Here is a 15887-nt window from a genome sequence, read left to right on the forward strand (position 1 = left end):
ACTGCATATGACGACTGGGGATGGACCTTGGCGACACAGCAGTGCTCAAACGCAGCGTCCACCATGCCGTGAAGGCCTCCTTACCGGCCCATCAATACACAAAGGACAAACAGGGTGAGCGTCCTCAACGACGCGTTCGGAGCAAGGGCCCCGACGGGCGGGGAGCATGAACGGCGTTTCGCTGGCTCCACCGCCCGGATAGCTCGAATGGGCGGCATTCGGGGCCACCAGGTTTGTCCTTTGTGGATGGTTATGCCGCGAAGGGTCCCCCGGCGGGCATTGAGTGCCGCGAAGGCTCCCTGGGGGCATTCGGCGAGGCGGGGATGCGCCTCCGTGGGGTACGTGGGGTACGTGGCGCCCACGGGACTGTCCGTGACGACGGAGCGTTCGCGACAAGGGACGCGACACCCAGGGCTGCCGTGCCCATGTCCTGAACGACGCGTTCGAGACGTTCACTGTCGCCAACGGAGCGTTCAGGACACCGCGGTGGATCCAGATCGCACCGGTAACCATCAGCAGGCTCCGCGCTTCGCGATGACGGTTCCCTTCACACCATGGTGGTCCTTTATGGACACTGAGGGACTGAAGGGGACTTTCAGTGCGCTCAGCGCTGTGAAGGCGTCCTTCACAGCGCTCGGCAGGGTGCGTCGGGTGCACCCAGGGCGCCCCTCGGGGCGACGGTGTCAGCCCGCGAGGGTCACCGAGCCGAGGTGCGAGAAGTGCACCGCCACCCGGGAGCCAGGGCGCACCTCGACCGCGTCGGTCATCCCGCCGGTCAGCACCAGCCAGCCCGCCTCCAGTGCCAGGCCGCGTTCGCCGAGGGCGTTGGCCGCCAGTGCGAGCGCCTGCGCGGGATGTCCCTGGACGGCGGCTCCGGTGGCGGTGTCGACGATCTGGCCGTCGACCTCCACCAGGGCCGCCTCCAGCGAGAGGTCCACTGTGGACGGATCGAGACCGACGGGTCCGAGGCCGAAGTAGGCCGAGGAGGCGTTGTCCGCGACCACGTCCGGCAGCTGGAAGCGGAAGTCGCGGTAGCGGCTGTCGATGATCTCGACCCCGCCGTACACCGCGGACACGGCGTCCAGCGCGCTCGCCGCCGTCACACCAGGGCCCGCAAGTCGCTTGCCCAGTACGAAAACGAGTTCCGGTTCGGCGCGGGGATGGATCAGCTTGGCCCGCGGCACCGGTTCGCCCGCCGGGAGCACCATCGCGTCGGTGAGCCAGCCCAGCAACGGCGAATCGATACCCATCCGCTGCTGCTTGGCCCGTGACGTGAGGCCGAGTTTGACGCCGATCGGCGTCTCGCCCCTGGCACGCCGCAGGCGCAGGGACTCGTCCTGGACGGCGTAGGCGGTGCTGAGGTCGAACTCCGGCCAGGTGTCGGTCAGCGGCTCCCGGTCGGCGACCGCGTCGGCCGCCGCCAGCAGGAGTTCCGCGGCGGTGCTCACTCCGAGACTCATCAGGCTTCTTCCTCCTCGGAGAAGACAGCGGTGACACTGCCCAGTCCCGCGATCGTCGCGACCACCGTGCCGCCGGGGCGGACCGGGATGGCTCGCGTCATCGAGCCGGGCAGCACCACGTGGCCGGGTTCGAGCGTCACCCCGAGCGGGCCCACGGTGTTGGCGAGCCACACCAGCGCGTTGATCGGGGAGCCCAGCACGGCGCCCCCCGCCCCGGTCGCCGCGAGTTCACCGTCCGCGTGCAGGACGCATCCGGCGAGCCGCAGGTCGACGTCGCCGAGCGCGGTCGGCCTGCTGCCCAGGACGACACCGCCGGAAGAGGCGTTGTCGGAGATCGTGTCCACCAGCGAGATCTGCCAGTCCCGGATCCGCGAATCGACGATCTCCAGCGCCGGCAGCACGAAATCGACGGCCCGCACGGCATCGGCGACCGTGACGCCGGGTCCGCGCAACGCGGAGCCGAGCACGAACGCGACCTCGGGCTCGATCTTCGGCTGCAGGAAGTGCCCGCTCGGGATCGGCTGGTGCTCCAGGTGGAACATCGTGCCGGTGAGGTGACCGTAGTCCGGCTGGTCGACGCCCATCTGGCGCTGCATCGCGGCCGAGGCGAGGCCGACCTTGTGCCCGCGCACGACGTCGCCGCGTTCGACCCAGTGCCGCACCACCCGCTGCTGGATCCGGTAGGCGTCCTCCACGGTCGCCTCGGGGTAGCTCGTCACGAGCGGCTCGATCGGCTTCCGCGTCTCGTAGGCGCTCAGCAGGCTGGTGGCGGCTTCTTGCAGCGCAGGTGCGTCCATGGGGTCCTTCCGACACGCGAACTCTGCCGCGCGGGACGGGACCAGACAAGACCCTCGTTCCACTGAGCAGAACAGAAACCTCTCGCAAGACAATCTCTTGCGCGCGAGACATTATCGGCGTACCGTCGTCCGCAGAGAGAAAGGACGTGGTCACCGTGGCACTGCCCGAAGCCGAGGTCGCGAAGCTCGCCGAAGTCCGGGACGACCTCCGCGAACGTCATCTCCACCCGGCGGCGGAACGGCCCGCCACCATCGGGCGCGGCATCCACCACACCGCGCTGATCTCCAGCGACGTCGAGCGGACGATCACCTTCTACCAGGACATCCTGGGCTTCCCGCTGACCGAACTGTTCGAGAACCGCGACTACCCCGGGTCCAGCCACTTCTTCTTCGACGTCGGCAACGGGAACGCGGTCGCGTTCTTCGACCTGCCCGGCCTCGACCTCGGCCCGTACGCCGAGGTGCTCGGCGGCCTGCACCACCTCGCACTGTCCGTGACGCCGGAACACTGGGAAGCCGCGCGCAAGCGGCTCGACGAGGCCGGAGTCGCCTACCAGCTGGAGAGCGAGAACTCGATCTACCTGCCCGACCCCGACGGCGTCCGGCTCGAACTCATCTCCGACCCGCTCGGCGAGATGTACGGCGAAAAAATCGGCTGAACTGTGGTTTCGGGCCCCCGCGACGCCTAGCCTTTCCGCCAACCAAGGTTGGGGGTCCGATGTCCGATTGGTCGCAGTCCCAGGCGAAGGCACGGCTCGATCGCCGCGAACAGCTCGACGAACTCGTCGCGCGCAGCCGCTTCGAGGTACGCCTGCACCTCAACGAGCCGGTGCCCAACGGCAGCTATGACGAACTCGCCGACATCTTCGCGATCGGGCACGCGGAATGCGCGGCGCTGCTGGCGCATCGACGTCTCCTGCCGCGCTGGGAGCGCGCGCTGCTGGCCCGGTACGCCCGCCGCGTCCACGGCAAGGCGATCACCCGCAGCGTCGGCGCCGTTCCCGCCGAAGCCCGATCCGGTGCGGCGAGGGCGTTCGGGGCGGAGATCGCGACACTGACTCCCGCCTCCGGAGACACCGGCGCCAAGTACGACCTGCAGGGCCGCGGCCTGCTCACCGTGTTCCGGATCGCCGTGGGCACCCGCGGTGAGGTCTGGCCGGACCGGCACGAGGTCGCGACGACCGCCGCCCGCAACTTCCTGACCTGCGCTGCGACGTTCGCCCGGCGGAAACCGTGGCACGTGCTGTGGCCGGTGTACCGGGTTCGCGGACTGCGGCTCTGGAAGCTGTAGCGGAATGCCGTCCCGTGGTTGAGCGTTCCACCGGTATGAAGCCAGAGGAGATCCTCGCGAGCGCGAACACGATCGCGGTCGTCGGCCTGAGCCGGGATCCGGCGAAGGAAGCACACGCCGTGCCCGCGGTGTTGCAGGCACACGGTTTCCGGATCATCCCGGTACATCCCTCCGCCGACGAACTGCTCGGCGAGAAGGTCTACCGGTCGCTGACGGACATCCCCGGGCCGGTCGACCTCGTCGACGTCTTCCGTCCCGCGGCCGAAACCCCGGGCATCGCCGAACAGGCTGTCGCCATCGGCGCGAAAGCCCTGTGGCTCCAGCAGGGAATCGTCTCCGCCGAGGCACGCCGCATCGCAGAGGAGGGCGGGCTCGAATACGTCGAGGACCGCTGCACCGCCGTCGTCCGTGCCGTCGCGAGCATTTCCCAAAACGCCTCAGGTTGACACCCCGCTGCCGCCGGGTACGCCATGATGTTTTCGTGCGGAATCGAAACCGGGTGTGCGCCCGGAAGCGAACCTGGATTTTCGCCTGCGGAGCACTCGTATTCTGTGGCCTGATCGGGTGGGCTTTTCACTCGGACGCGACCGGCCGTGGTCAATTCGCCGTCGCTCTCATCGCACTGGCGTTCGGCACGGTCGTCCCGACGGTGACCGTCTTCGACCGGATGACCAAGGCGGCCGAGGACCCGGACACGGCGGAACTGGACCGTCTCGCCGCCAAGGTCGCCCGCGCCGCGACCAACGAATCACGGCGCAGTGCGAGGAGCCGCGGGCTTCAGAGACCGCCGTTGAGTGTCCGATGGGAACTCTTCGCCGAACCGGGCGCCGGGCGAGCCCCGGAAGCGCTCTTGAACAGGGGCGGTGACTATCGTGACCTGTACAAGATTTATGAGCGACTGGGCGATCGGCGGCTGATCATCGTCGGTGAGCCGGGGGCGGGAAAGAGTTCCGCCGCCATCCTGTTGCTCCTGGATGTCCTGGAGCACGGAAACAAAGCGAACCCGGACGACGTCCGCAAGATCCCTGTCCCGGTCATTCTCACGATGCGCGGCTGGCGGAGTACCACTCAGCTGGAAGAGTGGTTGATCGGCAAGATCACCGAACTCCCGCGGGTGGGAAACCTCAGCCGCCGGCAGGCCGCCGCACTGCTCGAAAACGACCGGATCGCGGTGTTCCTCGACGGGCTCGACGAAATGCCCGAAAACCATCGGAGCGCGGCCCTCGAAGCGCTGGACGAGACCACCTTCCGGCTCGTGCTGCTGTCTCGCACCGGCGAACTGAAAGAGGCGGCCAAGAACGGCGTGCTCAGGAACGCCATCGCGCTGGAACTCCAGCCGCTGGAGGCAGAAGTCGTGGCCGCCTACCTCCGCGCCTACATCCAGGACCCCTTACGTCCTGTGCCCACCGCGTGGAAGAAGGTGATCGCGAAGGTCGAAAAACATCCTCGCAGCCGTCTCGCCCAAGCCCTCGACACGCCGCTGAACGTCGCCTTCCTCCTCGACGTCTATCACCTCGGCGACCCCGTCGACGAGCTTCTCGACGGAAAGACCTTCCGGAAACCCGAAGACATCCGAAATCATCTCTTCGGCAAGGCGACCACCCTCGTCTGCGAGGCTCGCCCTGGCGGATATGCCCCGGAAACCGTCCGCACCGCCCTGACCACTCTCGCCCGCAGACTCAAGCAGGACGGCGCCCACGATCTCGACTGGTGGCAGCTCCCGGACTGGGTCCCGAACACACCGCGCATTGTCCTCAACGCCGTTCTCGGCGCGACACTCGGCGGTGTGTTCGGCCTGCTGTGGGGGCTCATGTACCTGGGCGCGCACGGAATCATGTACGGATACCCGGCCCCGCTGTCCGCCTGGCTCGTGGGCGGGCTCGTCTACGGCCCGGCGTTCGGGACCATCGGGGGACTCGTGATCGCCGTCTTCGGCGGGAGAAAGCACGCCCGTCGCCCGCTCCGGGTATGGCGGCATCTCGTGTCGCCGCAACTGCCCGAATTCAAGCTGACGGTCGCGCTGGTGGCGGGCACGGCGGCCGGAGTTCCGCCTGGCGGCGACCTCGGGCTCGCCGGCGGGACACTTGTCGGCGTCGCCGTCGCGCTCGCGGCCGGGCTCGCCGCGCACTTCACCACCACGGACACCGCCGGACCGGCGGACGCCTGGTGGACGGATCTTTCGTCCTCGCTCAAGACCGGGCTCGTGTTCGGCGTCGTGGTCGGTCTCGCCACCGGCACGGCGATGGTGCTGCTGCGGTCCGCCAACACCGGCTGGTTCCTGTTCGGTCCAGTACTGGGTATCCCGCTGGGGATCGCCGCCGGACTGGCGAACTCGCGGGTCTGGGCCGCGGCCGTCGCCCAGTTGTACTTGGCCGCGCGAGACGGGACCCCGCTGCGGCTCGTCCGCTTCCTCTGCGAGGTCGAAGCGCACCGCCCGTACCTGCTCCGCATCGCGGCACGGAGTTACCAGTTCAGGCACGCCAACCTGCGCGACTGGCTCGCCGCGCAGGACCGGAGGGCGGCCACGTCAGCACCCGCGCGCCCCGGAGAGTGAAGCAGGCTCATGGCATGTGCCGGGGTCGGCAGGCACGCTCGGCGCAGGGTTGCCGCGGACATCGACCTGAGCCTGAAGCATCTTGGAAACCGTTGCGGGATAACGGAAATCGGCATTGTCCTGCGGAAAACCCATGGGCGGGCGGTTGAAGCGGAACGCCGAGGTCCTCGCGTCGTGGTACGCCGTGGTCTTGGCGCCCTTGGCCGACGGTTCGGCAATCGCCCTGCGCACGTTCGGCGGCAGGACCGTTCACACCGGGACTCCGAAGTGGACGATGCGGTGGTTTCCGGTGTCCGCGACGAAGATCTGGCCTGCCGTATCGACGGCGACACCGAGCGGGGAACTCAGCGCTCCCGGCCCGTCCGTGCCGAAGTCGGCGCGACAGCGACCGGCGGCCCGGAACTGCGCGACCCCGCCGTAGCCGGGCATCACGACGTAGGCATCGTCACCCGCGTTCACCGCGACGTCGGCCGGGGTGGCCAGACCACCGGACGCGCCGATCGACGCGACCGCCTTGCCGGAGGCCGAATACCGCACCACGGCGACGTTCCCGCTCGCCGCGCGTCCATTGTGGACGACCCAGGCGCCACCGGCGCCGTCGCTGGTGATCCCCTGCGGCGAGCTGACCTTCTCGGTGACGTCGGCCAGCGCCGCACCGGTGCGGGTGTCGAACCGGGCGACGCGCTGGTGCCCGGTGTCCGATACCCAGAGCCGGCCCGCGGTGTCGATCGCGACCCCGCGCGGATTGTCCAGCTCGCCCGCACCGAACTCCCGGACGAACCCGCCCCACCACGAATATTCGACGACCCGGTTGTTCCCGGTGTCCGCGACGTAGATGTTGCCCGCGTTGTCGAGTGCGACGGCCTGCGGGGCGTCGAGCCGGCCGGCCAGCACCCGCACGAGCTTGCCACTGCGGGTGAACGCCTGGACGCGGTCGTTGCCGGTGTCGGCGACCCACAGCTGGCCGCGAGCGTCGACCGCGACGCCCGCCGGACTGCTGAACTGACCAGGCCCGGGACCGCGCCGTCCGAACGCGTCGCGGAACACCGGCGGCGCGGTCTGCGGCGTCGCCCGGACGCTGAACCGCACCGGATCGGCGAGCCAGGCGTAGCCGTCGTCAGCGAGGTAGAAGGCGATGTGGTTGCCCGGCGCGAGCGCCCCCGAGAAGAACGACACGGTCCCGCTCGCCAGCGGCGTGTACTCCCAGAGCGTCGAAGGTCCGACGTAACGCTGGTCGACGGGCCCGTTGCCTGGATCGGCGTAGATCCCGACCCAGTTCTTCGGGGCCACCGTCGACGGCGGCGTCGAGTAGCTGAAGGTGATCCGCTCGCCCTGCTCGACCGAGGAGGCGTCGCTGACCAGTGTCCCGGTTGGCACGGGCACAGCATCGCGCGGCCGCCGCCGCCGAGCCAGGGACCAAAGTAGGTCGCCCGCGCGAGTTCAGGAACTGTTCCGTTCCAGCTCACCTAGTCCGCGGCCAGCCGGTAGCCGACGCCCCGCACGGTCTCGATCGTGTGTGTCCCGAACGGTGCGTCGATCTTGCGCCGCAGGTAGCCGACGTAGACCTCGACGACGTTCTCGTCGCCCTCGTAGTGCGCGTCCCAGACGTGGTTCAGGATCTCGTTCTTGGTCAGCGCCGCGCCGGGGCGCCGCAGGAAGAACTCCAGCAGGCCGAACTCCCGCGCGGTCAGCTCGATCCGCTGCTGTCCCCTGTGGACGGTCCGGGCGGCGGGGTCGAGCCGGAGGTCACCGGCCGCCAGTACGGCGGGACGAGCGGGCGCGCCGCGACGCAGCAGCGCCCGCAGCCGGGCCGTGAGCACCACGAAGGAGAACGGTTTGCTCAGGTAGTCGTCGGCGCCGAGGTCGAACGCGTCCGCCTCGTCGTATTCGCCGTCCTTGGCGGTCAGCATCAGCACCGGCGTCCAGTTCCGCTGTTCCCGCAAGCGTTTCAGCACCTCGTACCCGGACAGCTCGGGCAGCATGATGTCGAGGACGACCGCGTCGTAGTCGCCCTCGGTGGCCGACCAGAGACCGTCCTTGCCGGTGTGCGCGACGTCGACGGTGAAGCCCTCCGCGACCAGCCCCTTGCGCAACGTCTCGGCGAGTTCGCGCTCGTCCTCGACGATCAGCAGCCGCATCAGTCCTCCGCGGGAAGGTCGATGTCCACCGGAAGGTGTATCCGGGGCAGCTCGATCCGGAAGTGCGCCCCAGGATAGTTCGGCTCGACCTCGTCGGCGTAGTACGCCCGGCCGCCGTGCCGGGCGGCGATCCCGGCCACGATCGACAGCCCGAGCCCGGTGCCGCCGTGGTAGCGCTGGCGGGACGCGTCGAGCCGGACGAACCGCTCGAAGATCCGCTCGCGGTCGGCGGGTGCCACGCCGGGCCCGTCGTCGCCGACCTCGATGACCGTGCGATCGTCGAGCACCGAGCTGCTCACCCGGATCCGCTCCTTCGCGTGCTCACGCGCGTTGTCGACCAGGTTCCGCACCGCGCGGCGCAACTGCGCCTCGCTGCCGTGGACCTTGGCGGGCCAGGCCCTGACCTCGATTTCGAGGGTGCTTTCCCCGCGCACCCGCTCGGCCTCGGCCCGCACGATGTCGTCCATGTCGACCTCGGTGCGGGACGGCCGGTCGGTCGCGTCGTCGGTGCGCGCGAGCATCAGCAGATCGTCGACCAGCTCGCGCAGCCGTGCCGTCTCGCGGGAGATCACCGGCACCAGCTCGTCGGTGCCCATGCTCTCCGGGTGCCGGCTGGAGACGTCGAGCGCGGCGCTGATCGTGGACAACGGCGAGCGCAGCTCGTGACTCGCGTCGGCGACGAACCGGCGTTGCGCGGCCTGGGCCGAGGCGAGCCTGTCGAGCATCGAGTTCAACGTCGCGGCCAGCCGGTGCACCTCGTCGCTGCCCGGCGGCAACGCCACGCGCGCGCTCAGGTCCCGCGTCGAAACCTCCGCGACCGTGCGCCGCATCCGCTCCACCGGCACCAGCGCCGAACCGACCGACCGGTACACCGCGAGCCCCGAAATGCCCAGCAGCGGGAGCGCGATCAGGGCGAGCAGCAGCGTCAACCGCGTCGATGCCTCGGTCACCGGCACCAGCGAGCGCGCGGAAATCACCGTGTAGGGCCCGCCGGGCCCGTTCACCAGCCGCGACACCGTCCGGTAGCTGCTGACGTCGCCGTGGATGTCGAGCGATCGTGTCTCCACGATTTCCTGGCCCGGCGCCGGCCGCGCGTCCGTGATGGGTGGATGGTCGGCGATGGCCGGATCACTCGTCGCGGGGCGGCCGCGCGCGTCGAGGACCTGGGTGACGGCCTCGGCGTCCCCGGTCGCGGCGACGCCGGTGTCGCTCAGCCCCGCCGCGCCCACCTTGGCCAGCTGCCGGGCGACCTGGAGACCGGTGCTGCGCGCGCTTTCGGTGACGTTGCGGTCGAGCGAGTTTTCGAGCAGCAGCACGACGAGCACCCCGGCCACGACCATGGCCAGCGCCAGGACGAACACGGCGACCGCCGTGGTGCGCATCCGCACGCCGGTCGCCGCGATCAGCCGTCCCGCTTTCACCAGGGCAGCGTAGACACCGCTACCCCGAAGGTGTCGCTCCTCCGCTCCGGCCGAGATCAGGACCGGCGGCGCTTGGCCGCCGCGAACCGCTCGGCACGCAGCTTCTCGACCTCGGGCATGTCCAGCGGCTCGAGTTCGTGGCCGACCAGCCAGGTCAGCAGCAGGTCGGCGAGCGCCGGGTTGCGCGCGAGCGCGGGCCCGTGCAGGTAGGTGCCGACGACGTGGCCGGTCACCGCGCCCTCGGTGCCGTCGCCGTTGCCGGTACCCGAAACGACCCGCCCGAGCGGGATGCTGCCTTCGCCGAGCTTCGTGCGGCCCTGGTGGTTCTCGAACCCGGTGAGTGCTTCCCCGCCGAGGATCGCGCCGCCCTCGGCGACCAGCTCGGACACCGCGCGCGGGGTGCCGGGTTCGCCGGGCTCGGTCACCACGTCGAGCAGGCCGAGACCCTCGTGGTCGACGCCGTCGCTGCCGCGGAACCGGGTGCCGAGCACCTGCAGACCGGCGCAGATGGCGAGCACGATCGCGCCGTTCTCGACCGCCTTGCCCAGTCCGATGTGCTTGCGCAGGTGTTCGGTGGCCAGCGCCTGCGCGCCGTCCTCACCGCCGCCGAGCAGGTAGATGTCGAGCCCGTGCGGCACCGGTTCGCCGAGCAGCACCGGGACGACTTCGGCGTCGTACCCGCGCCATTCGAGGCGCTTGCACAGGACGTGGGCGTTCCCGGAGTCGCCGTAGGTGCCGAGCACCTCCGGCAGGATCAGGCCGATTCGAGCGGTGGACATCGAACTCTTCTTCGCGGGCTCGGCGACGATCTGGCCGCGCCGATCACTGTCAGTTGTCATTCGGAAGCCTACCCAGAAGGTCACGGAACGCGGTGTAGTTCGCCACCAGGTCCACTCCACCGGGCCGCACCGCGTCGATGGCGGCGAGCGGATCCGGCTGCATGACGTAGTCGACCTCGGCGTAGCGCAGGCGCACCGCGAGGTCGGCGCAGCGCTCGCCGGCGGCGATCACCTTGCGGCCCTTCAGTTCCTCGAAACGGACGTCCCACAGCCACGACATGTCGCGGCCGTCGGCCTCGTGGGCGTTGACGACGACCACCACAGGCGAGTCCTTTTCCAGCACGTGCAGCGTCTCGGCCCAGCCCGCCGGGTTCTTCGCCAGCATCAGCCGTACGGAGTGCTCGCTGCGGCGGACCGTGCGGTACCGGCCGCCGATGTCGGTGATGCTGCTCAACTTGCTCGCGGCGGTGTGCGGCGAGACGCCGACACAGTTCGCGGCGGCCAGCGCCATCGCCGCGTTCGAGCGGTTGGCGTCGCCCGGCAGCCGCAGGTCGAGGTCGACCGACTTGCCCTCGGGCGTGTGCACCAGGTCGCCGTCGAGCTGCCAGCCGGGGTGCGGCCGGACGAGCCCGCACTCGCTGCTCCACTGCCTGCCGTCCTGGACGATGGGACCACCGCAGCGCGGGCACGACGTCGAGTCGTCCGTCCAGCGCCGGACGGTGCCCACCCAGACCGGCTTCGCCGCGGCCGACGCGGCCGAGGTGACCAGGACGTCGTCGCAGTTGGCGACGACGTGGGTGTTCTCCATCTTGGCGATCGCCGCGCGCAGGTCGCGTTCGAGCGAGCGGACCTCGCCGACGCGGTCGAGCTGGTCACGGGAGAGGTTGAGCAGGACCAGCACCGCGGGGTCGACCTGTTCGGCCACCCACGGGACGTAGGTCTCGTCGACCTCCAAGACCGCGTACGGGGCCGAGGGGCGCCGCGCGAGAGCGGAGAGCACGCCGTCGGGCATGTTCGCGCCCTCGCTGTTGTGCGCGACCTCGGCGAGGGCCTCGACGGAGCGGGCGAGCATCAGGGACGTCGTCGTCTTGCCGTTCGTGCCGGTGACCAGCAGAACGGTCCGCTCCCGGCCCAGCCGGCGCAACGCCTGCGGGTCCAGTTTGAGCGTGACCCGTCCGCCGATCATTCCGCCACTGCCGAATCCGGATTTGCGTGAGAGCCACGCCGTCGCCCGTCCGGCAGCCACGGACGCACGCGTGCGTAGGGGGCTGCGAGCAGTCATCGGTTGCACCTTGCCCGTCATAGACTGTGATTTTCCTGAGTACGTGATCGGGCTCTCCCACCGCCCTTCGTAAGTCAAGTTATCGATCGGAGGTTGAACCAGATGGACCACCCCTAAAGTCGGGTTGGCTGCCACTTTGTTAAGAGCCCTTCCCTGGCAAACATCGGAGGTGTTACCGTCCGAACCCCGCTTAGCGGAACGAGTTTCCACTGACCGGGATCTCGGGCGTCCCTCGGAGGGCAACATGGAGCCGGACCGCGGAATCGGCAAGAACGGACTCGACCAGAGCGGCACGCTCGAACGCGGGCTCGCGGTGCTCGAGCACGTCGGCCGCCACCAGGAGATTTCCACCAACGCGATCGCCCGGCAACTGGGCCTTTCGCGCAGCGCGACCTACCGCATCGTAGGGACGCTCAAGAATCTCGACTACCTCGAAGCCGATCAAGCCACCGGACGGGTCCGCCTCGGCACCCGGCTGGTCGAACTCGGGGCGCGGGCGATGGCCGCGACGGACCTGCACCGCTGCGCGCCGCGGTACCTCTCCGCGCTGGCCGAACGGTCCGGCGAGACGACCTACCTCGCGGTGCCGGACAACGACGCGATGGTCTACGTCGCCACCGAGCGCAGCGCGAGCGCGGTGACCCTGGCCTGCCGGCTGGGCACGCGACGTCCGCAGCACGCGACGTCGCTGGGCAAGGCATGGCTGGCGGCGCTGCCGGAGGCCGACCGGCTGGAGCGGGTCCGCCGGATGCGGCTGGACAGTCTCACGTTGCGCACGATCGTCGATCCGGCCCGGCTGCTCGACGACCTCGCGCGCACCAGCCGTCGCGGCTGGGCCGTCGACGACGTCGAGAACGAGCCGGACGTCGGCTGCGTCGCCGCGGCCGTGCGCGACCACTCGGGCAGGCCGATCGCGGCGATCAGCGTCGCCGGGCCCGCGGCGCGGGTGCTGCGCCGCGTCGAGGAACTCGGCGCCACCGTCGCGGGCACCGCGGCGGCGCTGTCCATGCGGCTGGGCTACGTTCGCGTTCCCCGGGGCTGACCCCGTGGCTTGGCTCCAGGACTACCAGCCCGCGGGCGGCTTGTGGATTTCCGCGCTGCTCGCGGCGTTGCCGATCATCGTGCTGCTGGTTTCGCTGGGCGTCGTCCGGTTGTCGGCACATCTGTCCGCGGCGCTCGCGCTGATCACCGCGCTCGGCGTCGCGCTGCTGCTCTACCGGATGCCGGCCGGGCTGGCGTTCGGCTCGGCGGCCATGGGTGTGGTGTTCGGCGTGTGGTCGGTGGCCTGGATCGCCTTCCACGCGGTGTACTTCCACAACGTCACGGTCGCGACCGGCCGCTTCGAGTCGATCAAACGCGCGCTTTCCGGGTTCAGCGAGGACCGGCGCCTGCAGGCACTGCTGATCGCGTTCAGCTTCGGCGCGCTGCTCGAAGGTGTCGCGGGCGGCGGCTCGCCGATCGCGATCACCGCGGCGATGATGGCCGCCCTCGGTTTCCCGCCGGTCAAGGCCGTGGTGCTGGCGTTGCTCGCGAACACCGCGCCGGTCGCGTTCGGCGGACTCGGGAATCCGCTGATCGTGCTCGGCAGGCTGACCGCGCCGATCATCCACCTCAAACCGGACCAGGCGACCGACGCGTTCTCGGCGATGGTCGGCCGCCAGGTGCCGTTTCTCGCGCTGATCATCCCGGCATTCCTCGTCGTGGTGCTCGCGGGCTGGAAGCGCATGCTCGAGGTGTGGCCCGCCGTGGTGTCGTCCGGGGTCGCTTTCGCCGTGATGCAGTTCGTCGCCTCGAACTTCGTGAGTCCCAGTCTGGTCGACGTCCTCGCCGCGCTCGCCGCCATGGCCGCGTTGTGGATTCTCACCCGTTTCTGGCAGCCGAAAACGGTTTGGCGCTTCGACGGCGAATCGACACGCGAGTCTCGCAGTGTCGGCGCGGCCGCCTCGTCCGGGCGCGGCGCGTTGTACGCGTGGACGCCCTACATCATCCTGATTCTCGCGATCTTCCTTTCCCGGATCGGGACGATCTTCAAGAACCTGCCGGTGTGGCTGGACCTGACCAAGGTGCTGCACAAGGCGGACTGGGTGTTCGCCTGGCCCGGCCTGCACAACCAGGTCGTGCAGCATCCGCCGATCACCCCGAAGAACAGTCCGTACGCCGCGACGCTCACCGTGGACTTCCTGTTCTCCCCCGGAACCGTCGCCTTGCTCGCGGCGGTGATCGCCGGGTTCGTGATGGGCGCCCGTCCGGACAAACTGCTGCGCGCGTACCGGCAGACGCTATATCAGATGCGCTGGGCACTCGCGACGATCTTCATGATCCTCGCGATCGCGTTCGTCATGAACTACTCGGGAGCGACCCAAACCCTCGGCCTCGCATTGGCCACCACCGGCGTGCTGTTCCCGATTTTCTCGGCGTACATCGGCTGGCTCGGCGTGTTCCTCACCGGCTCGGACGCCTCGACGAACAGCCTCTTCGGGCCGATGCAGGTGATCTCCGCGCAACAACTGCACCTCGACCCGGTGCTCGCGGGCGCGACGAACACGTCCGGCGGCGTGATGGGCAAAATGATCTCCCCGCAGAACCTGTCCATCGGGGCGACCGCGATCGGGCAGAGCGGGAAGGAAGGATCCTTGCTGCGCCAGACCTTCCTGTGGTCGCTGGCGTTGACGGCCGTGGTCGGGGTGCTCTCGTTGCTCCAGGCCACGGTGCTGAGCTTCATGATCCCGTCGCCTTAGGGCGGGGCGCCGGGACCGCGATGACGCGGGTCTCGCGCGACGGCACGCCTGTCGCGAACGACGCGGTCGCGACGTTGAACGTCCCCAACGCGTCGTTCGCGACGCCTGTAGTGCGGCCGAGCTGGGTGTCGAACGGTCCGTTCGTGCTGCCAGAGGTGCCGAGGGACGCCTTCGGTCGTTGGCTGTGACGAAGGGGGCCCTCGGTGCGTTCAGCGCACCAAGGGCGTCCCTCGGCACATCGACCCGGCGGCGCCCAGGATGTCCCGAACGACGCGTTCGAGACGTTCTCCCCACCAACGGAGCGTTGAGGGCGCGATGGATTGCCGACCCAGGTTCAATCACCAACGCGCCATTCACGGCCTTCCAGCCCGCGCGGAAACCGCGGCGGCGCCGTCCACAGTTCACCTCGCCGCGGGCGATCCGGGAATTCGGTCACGGCTTTCGCCGCATCCGGCGAATTCGGCGCGAATCCAAAGTGGACAGAAGGCGTCCACGTTGCTCTGTCCGGATGAACCGGGGAGGAAACCACGCGTCCGCGACCTAACGTAGAGGTCATGCCGATGACGTTGATCAAAGGAACGTTCCAGATCGTCGGGGCTTCACCGGACGGCGATTCGGTGCGGTTCTATCCGGACGACCCGCAGGCCACGAAGAAGGCCGGGCTCAAGGTCCGGCTGAATTCGCGCGGCGGGATGCAGTTGCGGCTCGACGCGATCGACGCGCTGGAGACGCACTACCGGCCGCAGGGCCACGGGGCGATGCTGCACCAGCCCGCCGAACTCGCCGACGCCGCGTCCGCCAGGCTGCTCGCCCTGCTCGGGTTCACCAAGGCCGAACGCGACGAGAACGGCACCGTCACCAGGGCGGTCCCGCCGAAGGTCACCGGCCACATCCTGACCCGGTTTGCGGACAAATACGGCCGCGCGGTCGCCTTCGCCTTTCCCGGCCAGCGGCCCGGCCGGTCGACGGATCTGAGCGACGTCCACCTCGACGTCAAGGCACTGAAGAACTCCGCCAATTACCAGCTGCTCGCCGAGGGCCTCGTCTACCCGACGTTCTATTCCCTGCTCTACCCCGATCTCCGGCAGGCGCTTTCCGACGCTGCCGTCGCGGCCCGGGGTTCGGGCAGCGGGGTGTGGAAACACGACGTGACGAATTCCGGGTTCCGGCTGCAGTCCCGCACGCAGCTGAGCACCGACCTGGTGATCCTGCCGAAACTGTTCCGCAGGCTCGTGGACTACCTGTCGATCGACGAGTCGGGCGGGGTGTCGCTGGCCGGTTTCTCGCACTACCTCAGCACGCGCAACGACCGGCTGTTCACCATCCCGGACGGACACGCGACGGAGTTCGAAACGCTCGTTTCGGTGCGCCGCCAGACACTTCAGCTCACCGTCGAACCGGAACGGATCGTCTTCATCGAGGCGTGA

General features: G+C 69.3%; 15 protein-coding genes. 8 read left to right on the forward strand and 7 right to left on the reverse strand.

The window, feature by feature from the left end; all coding sequences use genetic code 11:
* Positions 1-683 precede the first annotated feature (683 nt).
* Both ACFW0G_RS30410 and ACFW0G_RS30415 read right to left on the reverse strand, forming a co-directional pair.
* Positions 684-1460, reverse strand: coding sequence for a 2-keto-4-pentenoate hydratase (locus ACFW0G_RS30410; RefSeq protein ID WP_378328864.1), 777 nt, complete (start codon positions 1458-1460; stop codon positions 684-686).
* Entirely contained in the window at positions 1460-2257 is a 798-nt protein-coding gene (locus ACFW0G_RS30415) for a 2-keto-4-pentenoate hydratase (RefSeq protein ID WP_378328865.1), read from the reverse strand. The genes ACFW0G_RS30410 and ACFW0G_RS30415 overlap by 1 nt, the downstream gene beginning before the upstream one ends.
* A 155-nt stretch (positions 2258-2412) precedes the next feature.
* On the opposite strand from ACFW0G_RS30415, the gene ACFW0G_RS30420 reads away from it, so the two are divergent.
* The 4 genes from ACFW0G_RS30420 (at position 2413) to ACFW0G_RS30435 (ending at position 6102) form a co-directional block, all read left to right on the forward strand.
* A complete protein-coding gene (locus ACFW0G_RS30420) occupies positions 2413-2916 on the forward strand; it encodes a VOC family protein (protein WP_378328866.1) in 504 nt (167 codons plus the stop codon).
* A 59-nt stretch (positions 2917-2975) separates the two neighbouring features.
* Positions 2976-3548, forward strand: a complete 573-nt coding sequence (locus ACFW0G_RS30425) for a hypothetical protein (protein WP_378328867.1) — start codon at positions 2976-2978, stop codon at positions 3546-3548.
* A 35-nt stretch (positions 3549-3583) separates the two neighbouring features.
* On the forward strand, positions 3584-3994 hold the full coding sequence (locus tag ACFW0G_RS30430) for a CoA-binding protein (RefSeq protein ID WP_378328868.1): 411 nt from the start codon (positions 3584-3586) through the stop codon (positions 3992-3994).
* Positions 3995-4197: 203 nt separating this feature from the next.
* Positions 4198-6102, forward strand: coding sequence for an NACHT domain-containing protein (locus ACFW0G_RS30435; RefSeq protein ID WP_378328869.1), 1905 nt, complete (start codon positions 4198-4200; stop codon positions 6100-6102).
* Positions 6103-6351: 249 nt separating this feature from the next.
* Here the strand turns inward: ACFW0G_RS30435 and ACFW0G_RS30440 are convergent, their stop codons facing one another.
* From ACFW0G_RS30440 to ACFW0G_RS30460, 5 genes are all read right to left on the reverse strand, one after another.
* Positions 6352-7479, reverse strand: coding sequence for a hypothetical protein (locus ACFW0G_RS30440; protein ID WP_378328870.1), 1128 nt, complete (start codon positions 7477-7479; stop codon positions 6352-6354).
* Between the two features lie 89 nt (positions 7480-7568).
* Complete coding sequence (locus ACFW0G_RS30445) at positions 7569-8240, reverse strand: response regulator transcription factor (protein WP_378328871.1); 672 nt, start codon at positions 8238-8240, stop codon at positions 7569-7571.
* Entirely contained in the window at positions 8240-9661 is a 1422-nt protein-coding gene (locus tag ACFW0G_RS30450) for an ATP-binding protein (RefSeq protein ID WP_378328872.1), read from the reverse strand. The genes ACFW0G_RS30445 and ACFW0G_RS30450 overlap by 1 nt, the downstream gene beginning before the upstream one ends.
* A gap of 56 nt (positions 9662-9717) precedes the next feature.
* Complete coding sequence (locus ACFW0G_RS30455) at positions 9718-10440, reverse strand: type 1 glutamine amidotransferase (protein ID WP_378328895.1); 723 nt, start codon at positions 10438-10440, stop codon at positions 9718-9720.
* A gap of 49 nt (positions 10441-10489) precedes the next feature.
* A complete protein-coding gene (locus ACFW0G_RS30460) occupies positions 10490-11722 on the reverse strand; it encodes a MurT ligase domain-containing protein (RefSeq protein ID WP_378328873.1) in 1233 nt (410 codons plus the stop codon).
* A gap of 244 nt (positions 11723-11966) precedes the next feature.
* Here ACFW0G_RS30460 and ACFW0G_RS30465 point away from each other — a divergent pair, with 244 nt between their 5' ends.
* The 4 genes from ACFW0G_RS30465 to ACFW0G_RS30480 all read left to right on the forward strand — a co-directional run bounded on the left by ACFW0G_RS30465 (position 11967) and on the right by ACFW0G_RS30480 (position 15887).
* Complete coding sequence (locus ACFW0G_RS30465) at positions 11967-12764, forward strand: IclR family transcriptional regulator (protein ID WP_378328874.1); 798 nt, start codon at positions 11967-11969, stop codon at positions 12762-12764.
* Positions 12765-12768: 4 nt separating this feature from the next.
* Positions 12769-14460 (forward strand): L-lactate permease, encoded by a 1692-nt coding sequence (locus tag ACFW0G_RS30470; RefSeq protein WP_378328875.1) that lies wholly within the window; start codon positions 12769-12771, stop codon positions 14458-14460.
* A gap of 20 nt (positions 14461-14480) precedes the next feature.
* Positions 14481-14648, forward strand: a complete 168-nt coding sequence (locus ACFW0G_RS30475) for a hypothetical protein (protein WP_378328876.1) — start codon at positions 14481-14483, stop codon at positions 14646-14648.
* A 366-nt stretch (positions 14649-15014) separates the two neighbouring features.
* A complete protein-coding gene (locus tag ACFW0G_RS30480) occupies positions 15015-15887 on the forward strand; it encodes a nuclease (protein ID WP_378328877.1) in 873 nt (290 codons plus the stop codon).

The sequence above is a fragment of the Amycolatopsis sp. NPDC058986 genome (assembly GCF_042741125.1).
Taxonomy (GTDB): Bacteria; Actinomycetota; Actinomycetes; order Mycobacteriales; family Pseudonocardiaceae; genus Amycolatopsis.

Excerpts from the sequence above, each read along its gene's own strand:
- ACFW0G_RS30410 (WP_378328864.1), bottom strand. The coding sequence starts at position 1,460 with ATGAGTCTCGGAGTGAGCACCGCCGCGGAACTCCTGCTGGCGGCGGCC.
- ACFW0G_RS30425 (WP_378328867.1), top strand. The coding sequence starts at position 2,976 with ATGTCCGATTGGTCGCAGTCCCAGGCGAAGGCACGGCTCGATCGCCGC.
- ACFW0G_RS30465 (WP_378328874.1), top strand. The coding sequence starts at position 11,967 with ATGGAGCCGGACCGCGGAATCGGCAAGAACGGACTCGACCAGAGCGGC.
- ACFW0G_RS30430 (WP_378328868.1), top strand. The coding sequence starts at position 3,584 with ATGAAGCCAGAGGAGATCCTCGCGAGCGCGAACACGATCGCGGTCGTC.
- ACFW0G_RS30455 (WP_378328895.1), bottom strand. The coding sequence starts at position 10,440 with ATGTCCACCGCTCGAATCGGCCTGATCCTGCCGGAGGTGCTCGGCACC.
- ACFW0G_RS30445 (WP_378328871.1), bottom strand. The coding sequence starts at position 8,240 with ATGCGGCTGCTGATCGTCGAGGACGAGCGCGAACTCGCCGAGACGTTG.
- ACFW0G_RS30415 (WP_378328865.1), bottom strand. The coding sequence starts at position 2,257 with ATGGACGCACCTGCGCTGCAAGAAGCCGCCACCAGCCTGCTGAGCGCC.
- ACFW0G_RS30460 (WP_378328873.1), bottom strand. The coding sequence starts at position 11,722 with ATGACTGCTCGCAGCCCCCTACGCACGCGTGCGTCCGTGGCTGCCGGA.
- ACFW0G_RS30475 (WP_378328876.1), top strand. The coding sequence starts at position 14,481 with ATGACGCGGGTCTCGCGCGACGGCACGCCTGTCGCGAACGACGCGGTC.
- ACFW0G_RS30480 (WP_378328877.1), top strand. The coding sequence starts at position 15,015 with ATGCCGATGACGTTGATCAAAGGAACGTTCCAGATCGTCGGGGCTTCA.